This is a genomic window from Methanococcoides methylutens, assembly GCF_000765475.1.
In the GTDB taxonomy this organism is placed as follows: Archaea; Halobacteriota; Methanosarcinia; order Methanosarcinales; family Methanosarcinaceae; genus Methanococcoides; species Methanococcoides methylutens.
The window spans coordinates 206,822-228,805 of record NZ_JRHO01000010.1; the positions used below are offsets into that span (position 1 = coordinate 206,822).

Annotated in this window: 19 protein-coding genes and 1 tRNA gene; 11 read left to right on the forward strand and 9 right to left on the reverse strand. The window is 40.7% G+C overall.

Annotation, left to right across the window (positions count from 1 at the left end; genetic code table 11):
• Window positions 1-81 precede the first annotated feature (81 nt).
• The 6 genes from LI82_RS06065 (at window position 82) to LI82_RS06090 (ending at window position 5,668) form a co-directional block, all read left to right on the forward strand.
• Complete coding sequence (locus LI82_RS06065) at window positions 82-1,821, forward strand: site-2 protease family protein (RefSeq protein ID WP_048194137.1); 1,740 nt, start codon at window positions 82-84, stop codon at window positions 1,819-1,821.
• 107 nt (window positions 1,822-1,928) lie between these two features.
• Entirely contained in the window at window positions 1,929-2,933 is a 1,005-nt protein-coding gene (locus LI82_RS06070) for a potassium channel family protein (RefSeq protein WP_048194139.1), read from the forward strand.
• A 10-nt stretch (window positions 2,934-2,943) separates the two neighbouring features.
• A complete protein-coding gene (locus tag LI82_RS06075) occupies window positions 2,944-3,633 on the forward strand; it encodes a potassium channel family protein (protein WP_236622681.1) in 690 nt (229 codons plus the stop codon).
• Between the two features lie 22 nt (window positions 3,634-3,655).
• Window positions 3,656-4,432 (forward strand): sulfite exporter TauE/SafE family protein, encoded by a 777-nt coding sequence (locus LI82_RS06080; RefSeq protein ID WP_048194246.1) that lies wholly within the window; start codon window positions 3,656-3,658, stop codon window positions 4,430-4,432.
• 200 nt (window positions 4,433-4,632) lie between these two features.
• A tRNA-Arg gene (locus LI82_RS06085) sits at window positions 4,633-4,727 on the forward strand.
• 83 nt (window positions 4,728-4,810) lie between these two features.
• Complete coding sequence (locus LI82_RS06090) at window positions 4,811-5,668, forward strand: rhomboid family intramembrane serine protease (RefSeq protein WP_048194141.1); 858 nt, start codon at window positions 4,811-4,813, stop codon at window positions 5,666-5,668.
• A 78-nt stretch (window positions 5,669-5,746) separates the two neighbouring features.
• Here LI82_RS06090 and pheT read toward each other — a convergent pair whose 3' ends face one another.
• Complete coding sequence (pheT, locus tag LI82_RS06095; RefSeq protein WP_048194143.1) at window positions 5,747-7,369, reverse strand: phenylalanine--tRNA ligase subunit beta; 1,623 nt, start codon at window positions 7,367-7,369, stop codon at window positions 5,747-5,749.
• Between the two features lie 219 nt (window positions 7,370-7,588).
• Here pheT and LI82_RS06100 point away from each other — a divergent pair, with 219 nt between their 5' ends.
• The 3 genes from LI82_RS06100 to rnhB are packed head-to-tail and all read left to right on the forward strand — an operon-like array spanning window position 7,589 to window position 12,787.
• Window positions 7,589-9,838 (forward strand): type II/IV secretion system ATPase subunit, encoded by a 2,250-nt coding sequence (locus tag LI82_RS06100; protein WP_236622682.1) that lies wholly within the window; start codon window positions 7,589-7,591, stop codon window positions 9,836-9,838.
• Window positions 9,839-9,857: 19 nt separating this feature from the next.
• Complete coding sequence (locus LI82_RS06105) at window positions 9,858-12,095, forward strand: type II secretion system F family protein (protein WP_236622683.1); 2,238 nt, start codon at window positions 9,858-9,860, stop codon at window positions 12,093-12,095.
• A gap of 47 nt (window positions 12,096-12,142) precedes the next feature.
• Window positions 12,143-12,787 (forward strand): ribonuclease HII, encoded by a 645-nt coding sequence (rnhB, locus tag LI82_RS06110; RefSeq protein ID WP_048194146.1) that lies wholly within the window; start codon window positions 12,143-12,145, stop codon window positions 12,785-12,787.
• 226 nt (window positions 12,788-13,013) lie between these two features.
• Here rnhB and purQ read toward each other — a convergent pair whose 3' ends face one another.
• The 5 genes from purQ to LI82_RS06135 all read right to left on the reverse strand — a co-directional run bounded on the left by purQ (window position 13,014) and on the right by LI82_RS06135 (window position 15,775).
• Complete coding sequence (gene purQ, locus LI82_RS06115) at window positions 13,014-13,709, reverse strand: phosphoribosylformylglycinamidine synthase subunit PurQ (RefSeq protein WP_048194148.1); 696 nt, start codon at window positions 13,707-13,709, stop codon at window positions 13,014-13,016.
• Window positions 13,710-13,958 (reverse strand): phosphoribosylformylglycinamidine synthase subunit PurS, encoded by a 249-nt coding sequence (gene purS / locus LI82_RS06120; protein WP_048194150.1) that lies wholly within the window; start codon window positions 13,956-13,958, stop codon window positions 13,710-13,712.
• A gap of 87 nt (window positions 13,959-14,045) precedes the next feature.
• The gene (locus tag LI82_RS06125; RefSeq protein ID WP_236622684.1) at window positions 14,046-14,591 is read right to left on the reverse strand and encodes a CDP-alcohol phosphatidyltransferase family protein; all 546 of its coding nucleotides are present in this window, start codon (window positions 14,589-14,591) and stop codon (window positions 14,046-14,048) included.
• Between the two features lie 110 nt (window positions 14,592-14,701).
• Window positions 14,702-15,328 (reverse strand): tetratricopeptide repeat protein, encoded by a 627-nt coding sequence (locus LI82_RS12440; RefSeq protein ID WP_052402761.1) that lies wholly within the window; start codon window positions 15,326-15,328, stop codon window positions 14,702-14,704.
• Between the two features lie 159 nt (window positions 15,329-15,487).
• A complete protein-coding gene (locus tag LI82_RS06135) occupies window positions 15,488-15,775 on the reverse strand; it encodes an MMPL family transporter (RefSeq protein ID WP_135607240.1) in 288 nt (95 codons plus the stop codon).
• Between the two features lie 30 nt (window positions 15,776-15,805).
• On the opposite strand from LI82_RS06135, the gene LI82_RS06140 reads away from it, so the two are divergent.
• A complete protein-coding gene (locus tag LI82_RS06140) occupies window positions 15,806-17,317 on the forward strand; it encodes an asparagine synthase-related protein (protein WP_048194154.1) in 1,512 nt (503 codons plus the stop codon).
• A 4-nt stretch (window positions 17,318-17,321) separates the two neighbouring features.
• Window positions 17,322-18,017: a diphthine--ammonia ligase gene (locus tag LI82_RS06145; protein ID WP_048194156.1), complete on the forward strand. Its 696-nt coding sequence runs from the start codon at window positions 17,322-17,324 to the stop codon at window positions 18,015-18,017.
• A gap of 90 nt (window positions 18,018-18,107) precedes the next feature.
• Here LI82_RS06145 and LI82_RS06150 read toward each other — a convergent pair whose 3' ends face one another.
• The 3 genes from LI82_RS06150 to LI82_RS12445 form a co-directional block, all read right to left on the reverse strand.
• The gene (locus LI82_RS06150) at window positions 18,108-18,800 is read right to left on the reverse strand and encodes an RAD55 family ATPase (RefSeq protein WP_048194158.1); all 693 of its coding nucleotides are present in this window, start codon (window positions 18,798-18,800) and stop codon (window positions 18,108-18,110) included.
• Window positions 18,801-18,869: 69 nt separating this feature from the next.
• Window positions 18,870-20,009 carry a hypothetical protein gene (locus LI82_RS06155; protein ID WP_048194160.1) on the reverse strand — a complete coding sequence of 380 codons (1,140 nt, stop codon included), beginning with the start codon at window positions 20,007-20,009 and terminating at the stop codon, window positions 18,870-18,872.
• 19 nt (window positions 20,010-20,028) lie between these two features.
• A complete protein-coding gene (locus tag LI82_RS12445; protein WP_052402762.1) occupies window positions 20,029-21,675 on the reverse strand; it encodes a DUF835 domain-containing protein in 1,647 nt (548 codons plus the stop codon).
• Window positions 21,676-21,984 lie beyond the last annotated feature (309 nt).

The following is a 21,984-nucleotide window of genomic DNA, read 5'->3' on the forward strand; positions in this document are numbered from 1 at the left end:
GCATATCTTTTATACAAACAGATACCAGATTAGTTGAAAATGCATGGTCTTATTCCAGACATATAATCCCGGAGAATTCATTTGATAGAAACCAGAATTTTAATTGCCTTTTTCCTTTTGTACTGGGTCATTGTATCGATCCTTGATAAAAAAGGCATACTTGAGCGATATAACATCTCTACCTATGGTCCTGTACTTATGATAAGGACTCTCAGGGGCCAGAAACTGTTGGACTTCCTTGCAAAGCCTAAAAATGCGTGGAAGTTATTTGCGAATATTGGCATAATCCTTATGTTCATTGGCATGTTCGCCATGTTCCTCATTATAGTTGTATCAGATGTTGCCATGCTGTCTTCCATTGGGGATAATACACTTCCTGAACCGGGTAAGTTCAATGAGGCAAGGAACATTTTCCTAATACCGGGTGTAAATGAGTTCATACCTCTTTCCTGGGGTATTATTGCTTTGCTGGTAACACTTGTAGTACATGAGTTCTCACATGCGATCCTGTGTAGGGTAGAAGGCATCAGGGTCAAGTCCATGGGTATTCTGCTTGCTATAGTTCCTATCGGAGGCTTTGCCGAACCGGATGAGGAAGAGCTTTTCGGGGTAAGGGGGGAAGCTGATACTGATAAGATCACAAGTTCCACCGATGGTCCTATCGAGAGGAAGGTTCTGGGTATAGATAAAAAGCCAGATAATGGCAAAGTGGCCACAAGAGAACAAAGGGCACGGATACTGGCCGCCGGGGTTATGTCCAATTTTGTGGTTGCAGCAATTGCATTAATACTTTTGTTCGGTCCTGTCCTTGGAGCGATATCACCTCTTGGTGATGCTATGATAGTTAGTGTTACACCTGATTCTTCAGCAGATATTGCAGGACTTCAGGATAACATGGTCATCACCCAGATTGATGATACTCCGGTTGCGAACGTGAACGATATTCTGCTTTATATGGATAATATTGAACCTGGTACTGTGGTGGAGGTGCATGCTGCCAAAGACCGGGTGGTCTCGGCCTATGATGTTCAGGTGGCAGAACCCGGCCTACAGGAAGCCAATGGGGTCTTTATAAACAATATTGTTCCGGATTCGCCCGCTGAAGCAGCGGGGATCGAGAAAGGAATGCTTATCATTAACATTGATGGAACTCCAATAAATTCATCAGATGACTTCGTAGATTTCATGAGCTCAACAAAGGCCGGTCAGACGATCATGATAGAGGCTCTGGTGGGCGATGGTCCTGTGGAAGAAGCATCCTCTGCTTTCTTTGAAGTAGAGCTGGCTCCGGGTCAGGATGCTGCTTCTGAGAAAGGTTTCCTTGGTGTTTATTATAATGGACTGGAGATAACCTCTCTTGGCCTTACTGTGGGTGAGTTCCCTGCAAAGGCCTACCTTGAAGCCCTGCAGTCAATACCTTCATTGATGACAGGTTTTGTCGGCTGGATCATTCTTCTGGGACTTCCTATCGTGGGTTTTGCTGGTGAAGGCTTCCCTGGATTTAGTGGCACACTTGCCCAGTTCTACCATCCTGTTGGGTGGGGTGAACCTCTGGGTATCGGTGTGTTCTGGATCGCCAATACTTTGCTATGGGTCGGTTGGCTTAATTTCTATGTTGGCCTTTTCAACTGTCTTCCGGCAGTTCCATTAGATGGTGGTCATGTGTTCAAGGACTATCTCAGGTCCTTTGTTGGCAGGCTCGTATCGGATGAGGGAAGGGCAACAGAGATATCAGCAGCCATAGCCGCAACTTTCACATTTGTGATCCTCATATCCTTCCTGTTCATGATATTCGGACCATATATCGTACATGGGTTCTGATGGTTACAACAGTTTGGAAGGCATCAAGGGATCAATTATGAATTGATATGAAAGCATTATGAAAGTACTATGATACAACAAAACGTGGGAATCTAAGAGGTCGCGAGATGAGATATCCAAAGTTCTTGAGTTCGTCGATTGCAGCTTATATTGCAATGTCGATCTTTGTCGTTTTGCTTTATATGGTGCTTTTCATAAATCTGATGGAATATGAGGGACAGCATGAATATGCCAATCTGGCAAATTCCATCTATTGGGTTATGGCTTCCGTAACTACAGTTGGTTATGGTGATATTGTCTTCCATTCGATGATCGGTAAGATCTTTTCCATTATAGTCATGCTCTCAGGTATTCCTTTGTTCTTTGGAATTTTGATCACACTTGTCATCACTCCCTGGTTCGAGAAAACGATGAAACTTCCTCTTGCTGTCAAGGTTCCGAAAAAATATTCGGATCACATAATTGTCTGTGGGTATAATGCACTTGTGGAGACCCTGGTGGAGGAGTTCCAGGAGCAAAATACAAGTTTTGTTATTGTATCAGAAGATGAAGATGCTCTGCGAATGTTATCCAGGAATAACATTCCCTGCATGTATGGTGATCCAAGCGATGAGGTCACTCTTGAGAATGCTAACATAAATTCTGCCCGCTTTCTCATTGCTAACCAGTCAGATAATGAAAATGCGAATATTGTTCTAACTGCTCGAAAAGTTAGTGATGTCAAGGTTATTGCTGTGGCAGAAGATGCTTCAAAGATAAAATACCTGAAATATGCTGGTGCTGATCGTGTCATATCACCAAAACTTGTACTGGGCAGGTTCTTTGCAAAAAAGGCAGTTGATCCCTTCCTTGGCGTACTTTTTGGTACTACTGAGTTCTTTGATGGGTGTAGCATCGTAGAGTTTCCTGTATACTCAAAAAGTGAATTGATCGGAAAAACTCTGGCACAGTCTACTATTAATGAAAAGACCGGAGCTACTGTCATAGGCTTAAGAAAAGGTGGGCAGCTAACTTTTAATATTCATCCCGGTGATGTGATAAAAGATAATACTGTCATTCTTGCAGTAGGCAGCAAGGAACAGCTTCAGAAATTAGGCAAATTGACCGATTAAAGGGCGCAACATGATGATAACAAATGAACATTTGATCTTACTTGGCTATGGCGATGTTGGTAAAAGTATAGTTGAGGTATTTGTTGACAATGATGTTAATTTCATCGTGGTCGATAAAAATGAAGCTGCATTATCAAATGTCAATTTTGACCACATCATTGGTGATGGGACTGATGAAGCTGTTCTCAAGCAGGCAGGTATTGAGAAGGCATCTACGGTGATCATTACGTTGAATACTGATACCGAAGTTATCTTTGCAACTCTTATGGCACGCGGTCTGAAGCCTGATTGTATCATTTTCTCCCGTGCAAATTCTGTGAATTCCATTGATAAGCTATACAAGGCCGGAGCGGATTACGTAGCTTCACTTTCCATCGTGTCTGGTCAGTTGCTTGCCAAGATCACATCCAAATGCTCCCGTTCTGAATGCTATCAGCTTTATGAGGAGATCGTCCTCTATGAAGGTATCGAGATTGAAAAGTTCCAGCTCAAGGAAGGTTCCGGTATGGTTGGTAATAGTTTAGGAGAGCTTGATCTTGTAAATAAATTTGACTGCAAGATCATAGGTGTGGAAAGAAAAGGCTCAGTGACGGTCTCTCTTCCTTCTTCCTTCATACTGGAGGTAGGCGATACGATCGCCGTGGTTGGAAACAGGGAGCATGTCGAGAAGTTCAGGAATATCTTCCTTAAACAGGATTGAGAATTTCGGTGGATATACATTTATGGAGCTACTTTTCTATATTGCAATTGTTTTCTGCCTTTCCATCCTTTTCTCGTTCCTTGGAATGGGTGGTGCGATCATATATGTCCCTCTGTTATACTGGCTTGGGATGGACCTTTTGACAGCGATCGCAATTGCACTGTTGTTAAACGTGGTGACCACTTTTTCAGCATCGATCACTTATATTAAAAAGAGGATGGTGGATTTTCATACGGCTGCACCTTTTATATTATCCTCTGCAATAGCTGCACCATTTGGAGCTTTTATTTCACGATCTGTTCCTGATACTACAACATTAAGCATATTCAGTCTGGTAGTTGCATTGGCAGGGTTCATTGTTATATTTTCAAAGAGAATCTGCCATTCGGAATGTGGGTCGAAGGCCAGCTGGAAAGCACGTTTTATTATCGGTATCATTCTGGGCTTGTTTATCGGAACAGTTGCAGGAATGCTGGGCATTGGTGGCGGTACATTCCTGGTTCCTGTCTTGTTGCTTCTGGGATTTGGAATTAAGAGTGCACCTGCAACATCCGCATTAGTAGTTCTCTTCTCATCTCTTTCCGGATTTCTCTCACACATCGGTAGTTTACAGATCGATCTTTCACTTCTTGCTGCCATGGGATTTACGGCATTGGTAGGTGGGCAGATAGGTTCAAGGCTGATGTATCTTCGGAATGATAAGCTTCGTTTATTCTTTGAACAGTATTTCAGTAAGATACTCGGTATAGTGCTACTGCTGATAGCAGTGATGCTACAATACTCTCTTATTGGTAAATAAAGATAAGGGAATATGGCTGTGGGGGTGGAAGGTATGGAAATATGGCTGAGAAAGAGGGATTAGGGAATATGGCTGGTAAGAAGTGTGATGTGTAAGGTCAGGATGACAAGAACCTGAAATTTTGCTCAATGCTTTCCTTTCTATGATAGAAAGGTTTAATACGAAACATCACAATGATACAACGCAATTCTAAGTTGTATGGGCCCGTAGGGTAGCCAGGACATCCTCATGGGCTTCGAAGTGGATTATTCCGCGAAGAGACCCATTGACCCGCGTTCGAATCGCGGCGGGCCCGTATTTTTTACTTCATTTTTGATCTCTACTTAATTTTTAGGTTCTTATCAAAAACTTATAATGTTTTGAAGCTCATTACTATTTATGAGCATTGGACTAAAAGAAGGGATCAGTAAGTTCCATTTTTTTAATGTAAACTGGAAGGATCTGGATATTTTTCTTTTATTTCTTTTTATGCCATCTCTTTTGATGATGTTCTTTTTCCTTCCTGATTATATGAAGCTCGATCATTTCATTCTCTTTCCATTGGATCCAAAGGTCGAAACACTTTTTCTGTCCAACTATGTCCATTCTTCATATTCTCATTTGATGGAGAATGTGGTCTTTTATCTGATCGTCATGTTCCTGATCATTAATTTTGAAACCGACAGGAAATTTTTCATCATATCATTTTTGTTATTTTCTTTCGTCCTTCCATTTATTGTCTCATTTTCAATGATATATTTTATAGACCTTCCATTCCCTGTTCAGGGATATTCAGGAGTTGTAAGTGCACTGGTAGCTTACCTGATGTTTGCTTTTTACAGGTATTGCAAAAAGTATTATTGTCCTAACATAGGGCACGAGTTCATCTATTTTTTGATATTTTTGAACCTTTTCCTGGTGCTTTTTAATTTGAATACCTCTATTTTCATGTATATGGGAATATCTATACTTTTACTGGTAACTGCTTATGCCAATCGTCCGTTATTTGATTGTATTTCCCTGAAACTCCATTCATTTTGTGGATCAAACATAAAGCACGGCTCCTCGAATTTTATTCTCCTCTATATCGGACTTGTTTATCTCGTTCTTGCATATTTTCTGATGGGTCTGCCATTACTGATCCCAGAAAACATCATAAATGAAACAGGAATTGTAAACAGTCTGGGGCATTATACGGGCTATGTATTTGGATTAATGTCCGCTCTTATGCTTGAACAGGTAAATAAGATAATTTAAAAAAGAAATTTCCCGGATATTTCCGGGAAGATTTATGGGATATTTAATTTTAAGTCTGAAATATTATTATCTTATATTTTATTCTGTCATATCGATCTCAAAAGCAACTATCGGCTGGCCAAGACCAAAGTTGACAATAACTCCCGGATAGAGTTCTCCCATTACACCGACCTTCTTACCATCGACAATGATGTCAGCACGCCTGCCTTCGATAAATGCAGGATCTGTTGATTCGGTGACCTCGTATTGAATATCTCTCTCCCTCATCACAGCGTCCAGGACTTCCCTGATCTCGGTGAAGTTTGCCTGCGCATGGATGGAGGCCGCTGAAAGGTGAAGCCTGTTCTTTGCATTCACAACAACTTCTCCTACTTCAAAGATGCGCTGTGGAAGCTCATGGTGCTGGTTCAGGGAGAATATCTCTATGAGGTTTGGTAATATGGTTGTGCGGACCATTGTCTGGTCTTCGCTTATAGGGTGAAGCACGAATGTAACATCATCTGTCTCTTCACGTCCCATCCACTCAAAGTGCACTTTCTGGCTGGTGAGTGTAAAAGGCATGACCTCTGAATATCCCAGGCTTACCATTATCTCACGCATTGCTCCTCTGGTAAGGGATATTGGATGTGCGCTTCCTATGGTGGCATTCTTTGGGAATTTGCTCTGGATCTTGTCAAATCCATATCCGATGGCAATATCCTCGATCACGTCAAAATTGTGCAATATATCTGCCCTGTAGGAAGGGACCATGATGTCGAAGTTCTCTCCGTCATCAGAAAGGCTTGCACCGAATCCCATTCTTTCCAGCTCGTTGATTATCTCCTTATTAGTAAGTTCCACGCCTATTAGCGAATCGATCTCTGATCTTGGAAGTTTGAGGTCGCGAGCTGTCATGTCAGGAGTGATCTTTTCAGTTCCATCCGGATGGATGATCTTCACCGATTCGACCTTGCCACCTCTTTCTGCAAGTGCGGTCACTACGATGTTAAGTGCAGTGTAAACTGCATCTCCCAGACCGGTCACATCAATGAACAGGTCAGTAGTGCTTTCTTCTACTCTTGTAAGCGTTCCATTGATGATTGGAGGGAATGAAAGTACATTTTCCTTTGAATCAGTTATCAATGGGTATTTTTCCATTCCTTCAAGGATGTCGGCAAAGCGTATTCCCTTTGGATGCTCCACAAGGATCTCATCCATTGTCATTGGTTCTGTAAAGTCAAGAGGTACGAATTTGTAATCCGGGTCAACAGCCTGATATTTGAATGGCGGGGTGATACTTGCCATGTCGTGAACGCCGATGGAAACTTTCTTCCTGTTCCTTCCAAGTCCCCAGTGTAGGGATTCCTGGAGGTCCATCAGGGATTTAATGGAGCTGGATGTGAAGTTTATTCCCCTTACAACCGCACAGCCAAGTACCGGGCGGACATTTTCGATCTGATCATCAAGCTCTATCGTAATGTCTGATGGTGTCACATCATACTGACAAAGCCCGATATCGATGTTCATAAATCCGCGCATGGCTCTTGCCACTCCTTCCACACTGTAAAGGTCAGGGCGGTCAGGGAAGAACTCAATGTCTATGGATTCTTTTTCGATACGTTCGATGTCTGCACCTATCATTGGTACGCGGTCAATGATCGTGTCCTTGTCTGAACGTGTGAGTGATTCCAGATCCTCATATTGTAAGGTAATTATTGGCATGTGGGATATCTCCGTGGTCATGTTATATGACCATTAGCAATTTGAACCGATAATAGAACGAACATGTGTAGCTTTTGATTTAATATTTGTCATCAATTTTCTTTGTAATGTACTCATTTAAATGCAATAAGTTTAATAATAGATAATGATAATTATCATTATGATAATAGGTCACACCATCTGTGGCTATCATATGCACAGACCTCTTGCGGTGTAACAATGGCAAAAAAGGCAGAAGATAATCTGAATGGCGACAAGTTGAATGGCATTGAAGATGCTGATCATAAAACTGTCGTAGGGAAAGACTCTGATGAGGCTAATGAAGGTGAGGACCTTAGCGACAAGCTATCCGAATTTCACAATAGTAATGAAATTAATGAAGAAGACCTTGAAGCGGTTATTTTAACACCAAGAAGCAGATCAAGAAATAGTTTTGCTAATCCTGAAAGGAACAGTTTTGATAATGGTGATGAGGATCTTAATGTCCTTCTGCCAAGGTCAGAGAACTTTGGCCGTCCTGAGAAAGAATTCAGGTCCAACCTGGAGGACTGGAAACCGAAAAGTGGTTATCCTGAGGGCTTTGAACCTGTTAGCATTGACCCGGAAGAATTCGAATTATCTACAGGTAGGCAGCAAAGTGCGACAGAAACTGTCCCGAAAATGCACATTGAACTTACAGAAGACGGCAGTGGGGATAACGGGAGCCCGGAGGGTCTTCATCTTGCCGGAGAACCGGTAGGGAAAGAGAGCAACGAACCGGAAGAACAAGTTCCGGAACTTTCAGATGCTTTCGGAGAAGGTGGAGTCGAAAACATTGATGCTGAAAGAGGTATTTCTGCCGAAGATCTTCAGGAAGACCCTGTCCCTGCAGATGATGGGGAATCCGTTTCTGCTGAAAAGATCGGCTTTAAGGAAAAAATAAAGAACCTCTTCAGAAGAGAAAATGAAGAGGTAGAACCCTATGATCCGGAAGTCCATGGCATCCTTTCCGAATTTACAGGGGTTGAGGGCTATGAAGAAATCGAACGTTACTGGACCTCTGAACCGTATGTTTTTATTGTAATTCTTTACAATGAAGATCGAAATGATCATATCTATTATGTGGTCGAGCCTTCACTGTCTGACTTTGAGCAGGTCTTCCTGACCGAAATAAAGGACCGTCTTCATAATGAGCTTCTGGTAGAAGATATTGATGAAACTGAAGACAAGGAAGAAGTGCTTGAAAAAGAGATCCGTGAAATTATCAAGGACTATGCTATCGAAATAACTCCTGCAATGCTTGAGAAGGTATTTTATTACATTAAGCGTGATTTCATCAAATTTGGTAAGATCGATCCATTGATGAATGATAGTTCAATAGAAGATGTTTCCGGTAATGGTCACAGTAAGCCAATCTTCCTTTATCACCGTGCTTATCAGAATATTGCTACTAACATTATTTTTGAAGAAAAAGAACTTGATTCTTTCATTATCCAGCTTGCACAGAAGAGTGGTAAGCATATCTCAGTGGCAGATCCGATGGTTGATGCCACTATGCCGGATGGTTCAAGGATACAGATGACACTTGGTGTCAGTGTTACAACCCATGGTAGTACATTTACTATCAGGAAGTTCAGCGAGGATCCTATCACTCCGGTAGACCTCCTGAAGTGGGGAACATTCTCTCCGGAATGTATGGCATATCTTTGGTTATGCATTGAGAATAACAAGAGCCTGATCTATGCCGGTGGTACTGCATCCGGTAAGACTTCTTCACTGAATGCTGTATCTCTGTTTATCCCCGAAAAAGCTAAGATAATAAGTCTTGAAGATACAAGGGAATTGAAATTGCCTCATCCAAATTGGATCCCTGGTATGACCAGAGATTCCTTCACCGCAGATGATCGTGGTTCTGTGGATATGTATGATCTTCTAAAGGCTGCATTACGTCAGCGTCCGGAATATCTCCTTGTCGGGGAAGTTCGTGGTAAAGAAGCTCTGACACTTTTCCAGGCAATGTCCACAGGACATACTACCTTCTCTACAATGCATGCAGATTCAGTTCCATCTGCTATCCACAGGCTTGAGAACCCGCCTATAAGTGTGCCGCGTAATATGATACAGGCTCTGGACATAATGTGTATTCAGGCACAGACCTATTCCATGGGCAAGCGTGTCAGAAGGAATCTGAAAGTTGTAGAGATCATTGATATTGATCCAAATACTCGAAATGTCAGGACCAATGATGTTTTTGCGTGGGATTCTTCGACCGATACCTTCAACAGGACAGGTGATTCAAAAGCTTTGATGGATATCCGTATGAGGAGAGGCTGGGGTGCAATGGATGTCAACAGGGAACTGGCAAACCGGCAGCGTATACTGGAATATATGGTGGATAATGATATTGAGGATTTTAAGCAGATCTCTGGTATTATTAATGCTTATCAATCCACGCCGGAAAAAGTTTTGAAGGAACTTGATCTGCTATAACGTTCTTTGGAGTGGTAAGGTGACAGAAGATATGTCTCAGGAAACATCTCATGAAGATCAAATGCAGGAAAAAGTTCCCGATCCTGTCGAGGAATATGGTAGTCTTCAGGATGTTGAACCTTCAATCGAAACAGAGGTAAACAGTCCCTCATCATTTTCTTCCGGGAGTAAAAAAGATTCATTCCTGAGTGGATTCAAACGAAAGTTGTCCGGAGGTCCAAAAAAGGACAATGATACTTTTGAAAGGTTCTTTGAATACTTCACTATCTTTAAAAAGATCCCTTTTGCATTACTCGGTGATCGGATTAAGGCAAGGAAAGAAAAATATGAACATCTTCAGGTGCAACTTTTCCAGGCACGTGTTCCACTTTCATACGAGATGTATGTTTCAAATGCGATTTTCTACTCAGTATTTTGTTGTGTAATTGGCCTTATTCTTGGCCTTTTCCTCTCGCATGTTGTTGTGAATCTGGTCGGTCTTCCTGACTCTATAACAAATCTGGAGTTCAGTACATCTACTTCCTGGATACTGCAATTTAAATCACTATTCATCGGTTTTTTGATAACCGTTCTTTTTGCTGCAATTATTGGAGGTGTCACCTATGGATCTTTCATGCTTTACCCCGGTTTCAAGGCAGGTGAACGTAAGGGTGACATCGATAGGCATTTGCCTTATGCTGTAACTTTCATGTATGCTCTTTGTAAGGGTGGCATGAATATCATTGAGGTATTCAGGCTATTGGCTCGTTCAGAGGATACTTATGGTGAAGTTTCAAAAGAAATAGATGCTATCCTGCGTGAGATGGATTATTTCGGACACGACCTTAGAACTGCTATCTCTAACATTAGCGAGATAACTCCTTCAGAAAGGTTTCAGGACCTGATGCAGAACCTTCTCACCATCATTGACAGTGGTGGAAGCATTCCACGTTATTTCCAGGACAAGTCTGAACAGTACCTGCAAAAATCCATAGTGGATCAGAAAGGATTCCTGGAGACCCTGGCATTGCTGTCAGAATCCTACGTTACTGCATTCGTTGCCGGTCCTCTCTTTATCATCATACTTGGTGTTATGATGGCAGTAATGGGGTCCGGGTCGGATGTCATGGTGTATGCTATTATTTATGCTGTACTGCCGATCGGTTCACTGATGTTTGTTGTGATGATCAGTATTATCACTCCAAGTGAGAGTGGCGAACCCGAGATCCTGCCTACTACAGTAGTTCTTGATCATGGTATTCCTCAGGTCCCATCATATCTTGAACCTGTATATAATGAAACAGGAGAACTTATAGATGAGACTAAAGAAAAGGTTCAGGAGAGAGCATTATATGAGGGTCTTGCAAAGTCAAAAAAATCATTATCATTTAGGGATTTCTTGCAGAATCCTCTCAAACCGCTTTTAAATAACCCTCTTTATACGCTTGCTATTACATTGCCAATTGCATTTCTGGTTATTTTGATCCCGTTCTTGCTGAACAAAGGAGATCTGTATACAACATCCGATATCGTTGCTTTTATTGATGATTATGTTGTGCTTGGTCTTTTCCTTGTTATAGTGCCTCTTGCTATTTTCCATGAGATCAAATCTCATAGGAAGAAAAGTCTTGAGAAAAATTTTCCGGATTTCTTAAAAAAGCTTGCAAGCACTAATGAGACTGGAATGACCCTTCGTGATTCCATAACACTTATGGCAACTTCCGGTAAAGGAAGCCTTGGCAAAGAGATCCACAAGATCTGGAAGGACATCTTCTGGGGAATGAATGTCAATGATGCTCTCATCAGGTTTGCCAACAGGCTTCGGACCCATGTTATAGCGCGTTCTATGACCCTTATTACAAAAGCCAATGAATCAAGTGGTGATGTGGGTGAAGTGCTTCTGGTAGCAGCACGCGATGCGGCATCAGAACAGTCTATGAAACGTGAGCGTTCGATGAACATGATGATCTACATAGTGATCATTTATATTGCGTTCTTTGTGTTCGTTGGTGTTATCTATGTTATCTCCACGACCTTCCTGGCCGAGATGGCAAATGCCGGTGAAAAAATGGCTGAAGCAGGAACTCAGGCTGGTGGATTCCTCGGTAATTTCGACCTTGATGCATACACTCGTTTATTCATGCATGCTTCCCTTCTTCAGGGATTAAGCTCCGGGCTTATGGCAGGGGCAATGGGCGAAGGTAATGTGCTTTCAGGGCTGAAACACTCAATAGTCATGATCACTGTCGGTTATCTTATATTCACCCTGTTCGTATGAGTAGTTGTTCTGTTCAAGCAGGGCAATTACAATGATGGGAGATTTCAATGAAGATCGTGGGAATTGATGAAGCTGGAAAAGGTCCTGTAATAGGTCCGATGTGTATTGGTGGTGTGAGAATTGATAAGAGTAAAAGTAATGCTCTTAAGAATCTCGGGGTTGCCGATTCCAAGAAACTGTCGCCAAAAAAGAGAGTGCATCTCGCGTCCCAGATCAAGAAGTATGCAGATGACTATTTTGTTTTTGAAGTTTCCCCTGACCAGATAGATGAGCTTCGCAAACTGATGACCATGAACGAGATCATGGTGCTTGGTTTTGGAAATGTGATCGAGAATCTTCCGGGTGACGAGATCTATGTGGATGCAGCGGATGTAAAGGAGGAACGCTTTGGTAAACGTCTTCTTGATAATTATTTGAAAAATCATCCTGACATAACGGCTCCGAAAATAGTTTCAAAACATGGTGCCGATGATCTTTTCCCGATAGTATCTGCAGCATCCATTGTAGCGAAGGTCAGGCGTGATGAACTTATTGAAGAGCTCAAAAAAGATATCGGTGTGGATTTTGGAAGCGGATACCCCTCTGATCCAAAGACCAAGAAGTTCCTGAATGACTGGTATGATGAGCACGGTTCACTTCCGGATATTGTCAGGCATTCCTGGAAGACTGCACAGAACATCGTTGAAAAGTAAGATGATCTGATAATCTGGGATGGGACGATCTAGGCCAACAGGAGTGTATTGGGGTTAAGCTAGACAATGATATGTTGCACTAGACTAGATTTTACTAGAATAAATTATGTTGGGCTAGGTTGTGCTAGAATAAGTTGCGCTAGGCCAGATTGTACTAGAAGGAGTTTACTATATAAGATTTAATTAAAGAATATAAAGAAAAAAAGTTGAGTATATTCAGGTAATATTACCTGTTGTTAATATACTCTACCATTGACTGGAACATTCTTAGACCATCATTGGAGCCGAGGATTGATTCAGCTGCTCTTTCCGGATGAGGCATAAGGCCCATTACATTCCTTTTTCCGTTCAGTATGCCTGCAATGTTCTCCTGTGAACCGTTAGGGTTTACCTCATCGGTCACACGGCCTTCTTTGTCAACATACCTGAAGGTTACAAGCTTTTCATCTTCCATGGTTGAAAGGGTTGCTTCATCAGCATAGAAGTTACCATCCATATGAGCGATGGGTATGCGGATGACCTCTCCTTCCTTGAAAGCGGAAGTAAATGGTGAGTCTGTGGTCTCAACTCGCAGATTTGTCCATTCGCATCTGAATTTCGGATATTTGTTGGTCATCAGGGCACCATTGAGGAGTCCTGATTCGGTCAGTATCTGGAAACCGTTGCAAATTCCCATGATGGGCTTACCCTCATCTGCTATCTTTTTTACGGAATTAATGATGGGTGTGCGTGATGCGATAGCACCTGAGCGCAGGTAGTCACCGTAAGAGAATCCTCCGGGGATAATCGCACCTTCGAACCTGTCAAGGTCTGTTTCCTTGTACCATACACGTTCTGCATCTACACCAACAACATCTTCCAGTACGTGCAGAACATCAAGATTACAATTACTTCCACCAAACTCAATGATGGCTATTGTCATTTAAGCTTCCCTCATGTCTATGGTATAATTGTGGATGATCGGGTTTGCGATAAGCTTCTGGCACATCTCATCTACCTTCTTCTCTGCCATTTCAGCGGATTCTTCCTCAAGGTCAATGATGTATCTCTTTGATGTCCTCAGTTCGTTTGTGTGGTATCCAAGGTGTTCCAATGCCCTTTTGATGGTGGTACCTTCCGGGTCGAGCATTCCCGGTTTAAGCTCGATTGTTACTTCTGCACGATATTGCATTTTGATCCTCTGTTTTTGCTATAATGTGATTAGGGGTATAATGGTTATCAAGCAATTAAAAATATCGCTTTAACATACACTTTTAAATTACAATGTTTGTTTTGCATTCCATATTCTTTGTACAAGAGTGAAGTGTGCAAGTACTGCTATAATTGCTACTGCAATTAAAATATATCCTGTGATAGCACCCAGTATAAGTATAATAAGTCTTTCAGACCTCTCTGCAACTCCCACGTTCATCGAAGTGGATCCTGCGGCCTCTGCTCTTGCGCGTGTGTAACTGACCATGTATGAGCCGATCAATGCGAGAACGCACCATAGCCACAATGGTGCCTGCAGCAAGGTAGCCTGATGGATGCTTCCATTAACGGAGCCGTAAATGATGCCTGCAAAAATGATAGCATCTGCATATCTGTCACATACCGAGTCCAATACGCCTCCAAATGGTGTTATGTTGCCTGAAGCCCTTGCAACTGCGCCATCAAGAACATCAAAGATACCACTTAGCATAATGAAGGCCGCACCCATGATAAGTTCACCTATGGCAAACTCAAGGGCTGCAATGCCACTGATAAGCAGTCCTATGATGGTTAGGATATTTGGCGAGATCGGAATGTTCTTTGCAAGCGGCAAAACCGAGATTCTGATAGTGTCTTTTAGTTCATTGAAAATAATTGATCCCTCTTGCTATCAAGTTCTGTCTATGGGGTTACATTATTAATGAAAGTACTTGTTAAAGTTAATTATAAATCGTGTTCAGTAACGTTCTTGAGCTTATTCATTGCATTTGCCATATTGTTCTTCGCTTCTTCATATTCCGGGTCCACATTGAGAACTTTTGCAAAGCAGGTAATGGCTTCATCATACTTGCCAAGGTGGGAATATGCAACGCCTTTCTTATTCCATGTAAGGGCATATTTTGGATCAAGTTCCATTGTAACATGAACATGCTCATAGCTTCTGATGGCCTCATCATACTCTCCTAATATGTCATGGAGCATTCCTTTGTTTATCCATGCATTATCGTATTTAGGGTTGATCTCGAGGGCTTTTGTATAGGATTCTATCGATTCTTTATGGTAACCGAGGTAGGAATGTGCAATTCCTTTGTTGTACCATATATCTGGATTACGGGGATCAAGTTCTAATGCTTTTTCAAAACAGTAAACAGCTTTCTTATATTCGCTGAGGTCACAGTAAGCGATCCCGGTATTTGTCCACACAAGTGCCAAAGCTTCTTCATTCCACAAATGAGGATTTCTGGAATCAGATTCAAGAATTGCAGAATAGTACTCTACTTTTTCTTCCGGATATTCTGCATGGAAGCCAAGATTGAACAGTGCTTCTATTGTTCTTTCCTTCTCTTCCATCAAATACGACTCCACCTTTATTTTTGAATAAAGATATAAAAATTCACCTGTTTTTAGATATGCCAAATATCAATTGGTATACTTTCATTTTCCGGTATCTTTCAAATTAATAGGGCAGGCTTAGAATATATATTCAGTGGTCAATATACTTCGTTTGTTTTATGAATTGTGTTCCATGTCTTCTGTCTCTCCAGGTGTCAATGTAGACGAGTACTGGGGGAATGCGATGGATATGACAAGGAGTGCAAGTGCAACGTTGATCACAGTGACAATGCCAAAGTTACTGTTCATCGAGAATGGGGGGGCTATCAATGCTGAAAATCCAAAGAGCGTTGTCAGGCCTGAGGTAATGATCGCTTTTCCGGTCTTCTTACTTGCCTCACGCATAGCTTCTACGGGAGTGTGTCCTTTCTTTTTTCTTCGATCTTTTAAATATATCCGATACATAGATATATGGTTGACAGGTTCTTTCAAATAATGGGCAGGATAGCAGGTTATTTTAACACAGGAAAAGGGATCGATTCCAGTGCTATTTTAAGTGAGATGGAAAAGCGCGGATGCTATGATGCGCTCATCTACACAAAAGATGAAGTCCTTGTTTCCCCATCCGTATCTGAGGTCCCTGATATCTCTTCTGATGGTTCCATGATAACTTTCTTTGATCCTGCAATGACTTCCTCGACTCCTCCTTCAATGATAGATCTTTCATCACCTGTGAAGGATGTTATAACTATTTGTGATGTTGATCTTTATAACAGGGAAGACCTATCTGATAATTATGAAAAGGCTGTTGCTGATGCTATCAGTAATGATGCTGATCTTCTTGCTTTGTTCATTCATAATTTGCTTAAAAAAGCATATAATGATAAGTTAAATGAATTGGAGGTCCTATCTTTTCTTGACACATCACTTCGTCAGCTACGTGGTGTTTATGCATTTGCCTGTAAGGCATATGGGAAAGTCTATCTCGGCAGGGATCTCATAGGTGTTAAACCTCTTTGGTATGATCTTTCCAGTGGGCTTGCTTTTGCCTCTGAGAAAAAATTCCTTGAAAATGCAGGTTACATGGATGTAAAGGAACTTTCTCCCCGGCAATTATTATGCTATGATCTCGAGGAAAACACAATTATGGTGCATGGTCGTGAATTCCTTTCCGAGCCAGTTGAGGTTGGGGGGTCGGAGGATGATGTTCGCGACGAATTACTAAAATTACTGATAGATGCAGTTTCAGTACGTGTTCCTGATGAGGACTTTGGTGTTATGTTCTCGGCAGGGATCGATTCTACTATCCTGGCTTCCATCTGCAAGGATGTAGCCGAAGCAAAAGGTGTTTCTGTGACCTGTTATTCTGTTGGACTCTCCGGTGAGACTTCCTCACCGGATGTCATCTGTGCTAAAAGGATAGCCGGAGAACTTGGATTTAAACTGAAGGTCCATGAGATCGACCTTGGCACAGTTGAAGAATACCTTAAGGTAGTAGTACCTCTGATCGAGGATGCCAGTGTCCCAAAGACCGGTGTTGCCATGACCATGTATGCTGCGAGTGTTGCAGCGAAGAAGGATGGCATCAATGTCCTTTTTGCAGGTGCCGGCGCAGATGAGCTCTTTGCTGGATACAACCGCTACAAACGATCCGGGAATATTAATCTGGATTGTCGGAAGGATATTCTTGAGATGCATGAGGTTAATACATACAGGGATGACACTGTTGCTTCGTTTACAGGGATAACCCTGCGTCTTCCATATCTTGATGAGGGGTTCGTAGAGTATTCCCTGTCTATCCCGGAAAAGTTCAAAATGTGTGATGGCATGAACAAAGTGGTCCTACGCAGGGTCGGCGAGGAACTCGGGCTTCCGGAGATGATCACAAAGCGCAGCAAGAAGGCTGCCCAATATGGAAGCCGCTTTGACAAAGCGTTGGCAAAATTATCAAAGAAAGCAGGTTTTAGCAAAAAGACCGATTATATCAATAGTTTTGAAGGAGAATGATAAAGTGAAACTGGGTGTTCTTTTTAGTTCAGGAAAAGATTCGAACTATGCATTGCATATTATGCAGGAGAGGGGTTATTCTATCGAATGCCTGATCACTATCAAGAGCAGGAATCCTGATTCATATATGTTCCATACTCCCAATATCGATCTTGCACGACTGCAGGCCGAAGCTATGGGATTGCCTTTATTGGAAACCTTCACTCAGGGTGAGAAGGAACTTGAGCTTGAAGATCTTAAGAATGCGATCATACAGGCTCAGGATGAATATGGAATTGAGGGTATTGTGACCGGTGCACTATATTCCAATTACCAGAAGGACCGGATAGAGAAGATCTGCAATGAACTTGGTCTTGAGTCATTCTCTCCATTATGGCACATCGATCAGGAGCAGGAAATGAGAGAGCTGCTGGAAAAGGGATTTGAGTTCATCTTCAGTAGTATTGCAGCATATGGTCTGAACAGCAACTGGGTTGGTAAGATCATATTTAGCAGTGATGTGGATAAGCTTGTGAAGCTCAATGAGAAGATCGGTCTGAACATTGCAGGTGAGGGTGGCGAGTTTGAGAGCTTTGTTACCGATGCTCCGATGTTCACGAAAAAGATAAAGATAAATAAGTTCAGACTTGTCGAACGTGATGAGTATACTGCAAATGTTGTGATTGAGGATGCAGAACTTGTAGATAAGAATAATGAATGAAAAATAAATGCAATATAATCAATAAAAAACAATAAAAATTAAATTATTTTATTTTTTAGAAATGAGTTGATTTTGGTATAAGCTAATCGATCAGAAAATAGTTCCTCTGTATATTTGCAGTCCATCGTCTGAAACTGTGAGGATATATGGGTCCATACTATGGGCGGATGCACGCATTTTTTTAACTCTTATGAAGCGATTTGTACTATCATCTTTTGTATGAACTCCCAGTTCGATTATCCCATCTGCAAGATAACCCTCGAAGTCATGGTTAGGTCCATTTGGATCAGCCATTTCCAGGATCAGGAACGTAGTCAGGTTCTCTCTTCTTAGTGGTTCTAATAGGTGATAGAGCCTTTTTCTCATAAGGCGTGGTTCGACATCCATCAGGGAGTAAAGTGCTCCCAGTGAATCCAGTGTTAAACAAGTAAATTTATCTCCCAATTTATGCTTGTACTGAACGATATTTGTTTCTATAAGGTTTAACAGATCTCCTGAAAATTCATCATACTGGAGTCTGTAATCAGTAAAGTCTGATATGGTTAGATTTTCCGAAAGTTCTATTCCCATACTTTTCATATTCTCAAGGTGGCTTCGCTTATTTTGTTCAAGGGTTACGTATATTCCAAATTCACTGCTTTTCTCAAGATATTTGGAAATTATAGAGAAGGTTAGTCCTGATTTGAGGCTTCCTGGTGGGCCAGTTATTAGAACTACACTTCCTTTTGGTATGTCGTTTTCAAATATGTCATCAAGGCCTTGAATTGTATCTATAAATCTCACTAATACCACCATTTGTTGTATCGTATTCTGTTGATAATATTTCTCAGACTTATGCAGTTTAATTCATTGTTATTGTAAAGTCCTTTTGAAATGTTCCAAACTAACGCTTCTTTCAAAGTTCAGGCTATGTCTGATATTCTCAAAACCATTATTTGATAGGGTCTTGTCTGTTTCAATAAGTCGGTTAGCAATTAACTCGTTTAATTGTGAATTAAGGTATTTCGGTTCAAAATACAATGTATTTGCTATATTATAATCTTCTCTGATATTCAGATAAAGGCATGCCAATAATCGGATCTGAATGTTTTCCTTTTCATTAAATATCCTTTCTAATGCAAGTATTGCCTGTGAGTTTTCGCATTCAATATCAATTGATGTGCCAGATCTGGTTTGTATGTGAATATATGGTTTGTTTATATTTGAGACTTTCAGACCTATGTCTTTTATTTCCGGTACCATTATGTAACGCCAGAGGTCTTCCAGAAATACGGAACCCGATGTAAAGGAATATTCGTATTTCTTTGTGAATTGAACCATGGTGTCCTTTGGTTTTAGGCCATTGGATGCTGTCTGAGTTTCGATTTTTGGTTCCAGTTCAAAATGAACAGGTTTTTCAATGGAAGGATCAGATGTTCCTTTTTTCTTCTCAAGATAGTATTGACCTTGTTGTGTTATTCTTGCAGATTCATCAACAAGATCTCTTCTTTTAAGCGTCTCAAAAGCACGTTGAAGTATGTTCCTGTCATCAGATATCAGTGGTAAATAACGATTAATATCCTTTGTTCCGGTTGCCAGCAAGTTCAAAAGCTTTATTTCTTCTTCTTTTAGCCCCTCAAAACTAGTATTAACTCTTAAACCTACCTTTTCAATTAAATGATCCTTTATTTGTGCAAGATCTTGTGGATTACCTGCCAGGATCATTGAATGTCTTATGTGTGAAGAACCAAATAACGAGCTTTTCTTGTAGTTCACCATCAACTCATCTAAATATCCACTTTCTTTACGGATATTATTGATAACCGCTGGTGAGATATCAATGCCTACGTTTTCTACTGATCTGAGTGGTATTACTTTCCAGCTGGTTTCCGTAGGGAACCATATCTCATTATCTGTAAAGTTAACAACACCATGTTCCCATGAAAAAACCGGGGCATTCATGCTGTTTACAACTTGGGGTAAATCGATAGCATATGATATTTCAGCTTCCATTTTGTAACCTTTTACCGGTTTAAATTTCTTCCTTTAACGGTTTCATCCATCTCTTTAGTAGGTGGTACTCCTTTGGCTCGAAGATATTCGAATCAATATTGAAGATCAATCTGGAATCTGATACCATTATGCTGTCATTGGTTTGCTCAATGAACTTAACCACAGACTTAAAATCATTCTCAAGGATAAGGTATTCCAGTCCATCAACTAGTATGATCCCATCATGTGCTTTTTTCATAAAATTTTCAATTGTTGGATGAAGTTTGAATATCTCGGAAGGTGCAATGGATGGGGATTCTGAGTTTTTGTTTTTTGTAAGCCAGACGATTGGTGTTTTTTGGATATTGTATTTTTCCCTGATCTTTGCAGGATTTTTTCTTGTTATACAAAGACCCGGATTACCTTGCTTAACCATCTTTGAAAAGATTTCATATGTGCCCATGTTGTCATCTTCATGCTGGATATATGTATATCCGGATTCAAGTTTGGGCAGGTCGCTTATATCTCCGGTTTCTTCAAGTGAAGGTTTTTCCAGTGAAGGGTCGATCAAAAGACCACGTAATTCTGATATGTTCTGGAGGTTGATGATCAATTCTTTTTCATCATCATTTTTTGTGATAAGGGATGTGGATGTATTTAGGTCGATAGATTTTCCATCTTTCTTTAAAAATCCTAATGTATAATCTTTTTTATCAGTGAACTCTATTTTATGTTTGTCACAAACAAGCTTTGACATTGATATGTCAAGCATATCAGTAACATCAAAACCTAAAAGTTCAGCTACACTTTTATTAGCTTTCAGGATCTTGTTTTCTTCATTAATGACAATTGTAGCAATTGGTGACATCTTAATAAGCAGATCCAAATGCTCATTCGTTTTTTTAAGATTATTTTCTACATTTTTACGTAATGTTATATCTTCACCTGAACAAAGGATTCCATAAGTCTTCCCATCTTTATCTTTTAACTTTATGGCACTCCAGGAAAGTATTTTTTCATTCCCTTTTCTCGTGAGTATAGTTTTCTCACGAATATTATCTGCATCTCTGCTCAAATTTGTTACAAGATCATTGAAGCGTTCTTTTGATTCGTTTCGGTACTTTTCAGGAACAAAATTGTCGTACCAATTAAGGCCAATTATCTCTTCTTTGGTACATTCAAGCACATTGGTGCCCTTTTTATTAATTTCGATGATGTTTTGATCATTATCAAGGACAAGTATTAGAACGCCTGCTATGTTGAGATACTTCTGTGCTGTGTTCCTTTCTTCAAGTAACAGGTCGTGCTGGTTCTTTAACTTTAGCAAGGACCTTATCCTGCTTTTAAGTTCAAGTATGTTAATGGGTTTGGTGAGAAATTCATCTGCCCCTGCTTCAATGCCCTTTATTCTGTCCTCTTTTTCAGACAGGGCTGTAACAAGGATTATGGGGATAAATTTTGTTTCTTCGTCGGTTTTGAGCAACTTACAGGTTTGGAAACCATCCATGATCGGCATAAGGATATCAAGGAGTATAATGTCAGGTTGGAATTGCTTGACCTGTTCTAATGCTTCTTTACCACTAGTGGCCATAACAATCTCATAGTCACTTGAAAGATAAGCTTCCATCACTTCAAGATTTGTACTTTCATCATCTACGACCAGTATTTTAGGCAAATCTTTTGTCAATTTATACTCACCTTTAATTAATTGTAGCGAGTCTTGATCGCTATATAGCATTTCCTGCTAAAAAATGTGTTAAATATGCTATATAAAATATGATTTCTTTTAATAAATATGTTGCCATCATTATAATCATCATTATTTTCCAGATTGGTAACCGTTAACAGCTACATATTTCCGTTTTCTCTTTTGTAAAGCTAATACTATCAAGCGGAGATACTAAATAATAGTTGCTCATTTCTTAAAAGTAAGGGATGGAGGGACATATTGCAATTTGTATCGATCACTTGTAATCCGGGTGTGGTCCAAGTTCAT

Excerpts from the sequence above, each read along its gene's own strand:
- LI82_RS12440 (WP_052402761.1), bottom strand. The coding sequence starts at position 15,328 with ATGGAAGAGAAGGAAAGAACAATAGAAGCACTGTTCAATCTTGGCTTC.
- LI82_RS06140 (WP_048194154.1), top strand. The coding sequence starts at position 15,806 with ATGGGCAGGATAGCAGGTTATTTTAACACAGGAAAAGGGATCGATTCC.
- LI82_RS06080 (WP_048194246.1), top strand. The coding sequence starts at position 3,656 with ATGGAGCTACTTTTCTATATTGCAATTGTTTTCTGCCTTTCCATCCTT.
- LI82_RS06155 (WP_048194160.1), bottom strand. The coding sequence starts at position 20,009 with ATGGAAGCTGAAATATCATATGCTATCGATTTACCCCAAGTTGTAAAC.
- LI82_RS06070 (WP_048194139.1), top strand. The coding sequence starts at position 1,929 with ATGAGATATCCAAAGTTCTTGAGTTCGTCGATTGCAGCTTATATTGCA.
- purQ (WP_048194148.1), bottom strand. The coding sequence starts at position 13,709 with ATGACAATAGCCATCATTGAGTTTGGTGGAAGTAATTGTAATCTTGAT.
- LI82_RS06135 (WP_135607240.1), bottom strand. The coding sequence starts at position 15,775 with ATGTATCGGATATATTTAAAAGATCGAAGAAAAAAGAAAGGACACACT.
- LI82_RS06090 (WP_048194141.1), top strand. The coding sequence starts at position 4,811 with ATGAGCATTGGACTAAAAGAAGGGATCAGTAAGTTCCATTTTTTTAAT.
- pheT (WP_048194143.1), bottom strand. The coding sequence starts at position 7,369 with ATGCCAATAATTACCTTACAATATGAGGATCTGGAATCACTCACACGT.
- LI82_RS06100 (WP_236622682.1), top strand. The coding sequence starts at position 7,589 with ATGGCAAAAAAGGCAGAAGATAATCTGAATGGCGACAAGTTGAATGGC.
- LI82_RS06075 (WP_236622681.1), top strand. The coding sequence starts at position 2,944 with ATGATGATAACAAATGAACATTTGATCTTACTTGGCTATGGCGATGTT.
- rnhB (WP_048194146.1), top strand. The coding sequence starts at position 12,143 with ATGAAGATCGTGGGAATTGATGAAGCTGGAAAAGGTCCTGTAATAGGT.
- purS (WP_048194150.1), bottom strand. The coding sequence starts at position 13,958 with ATGCAATATCGTGCAGAAGTAACAATCGAGCTTAAACCGGGAATGCTC.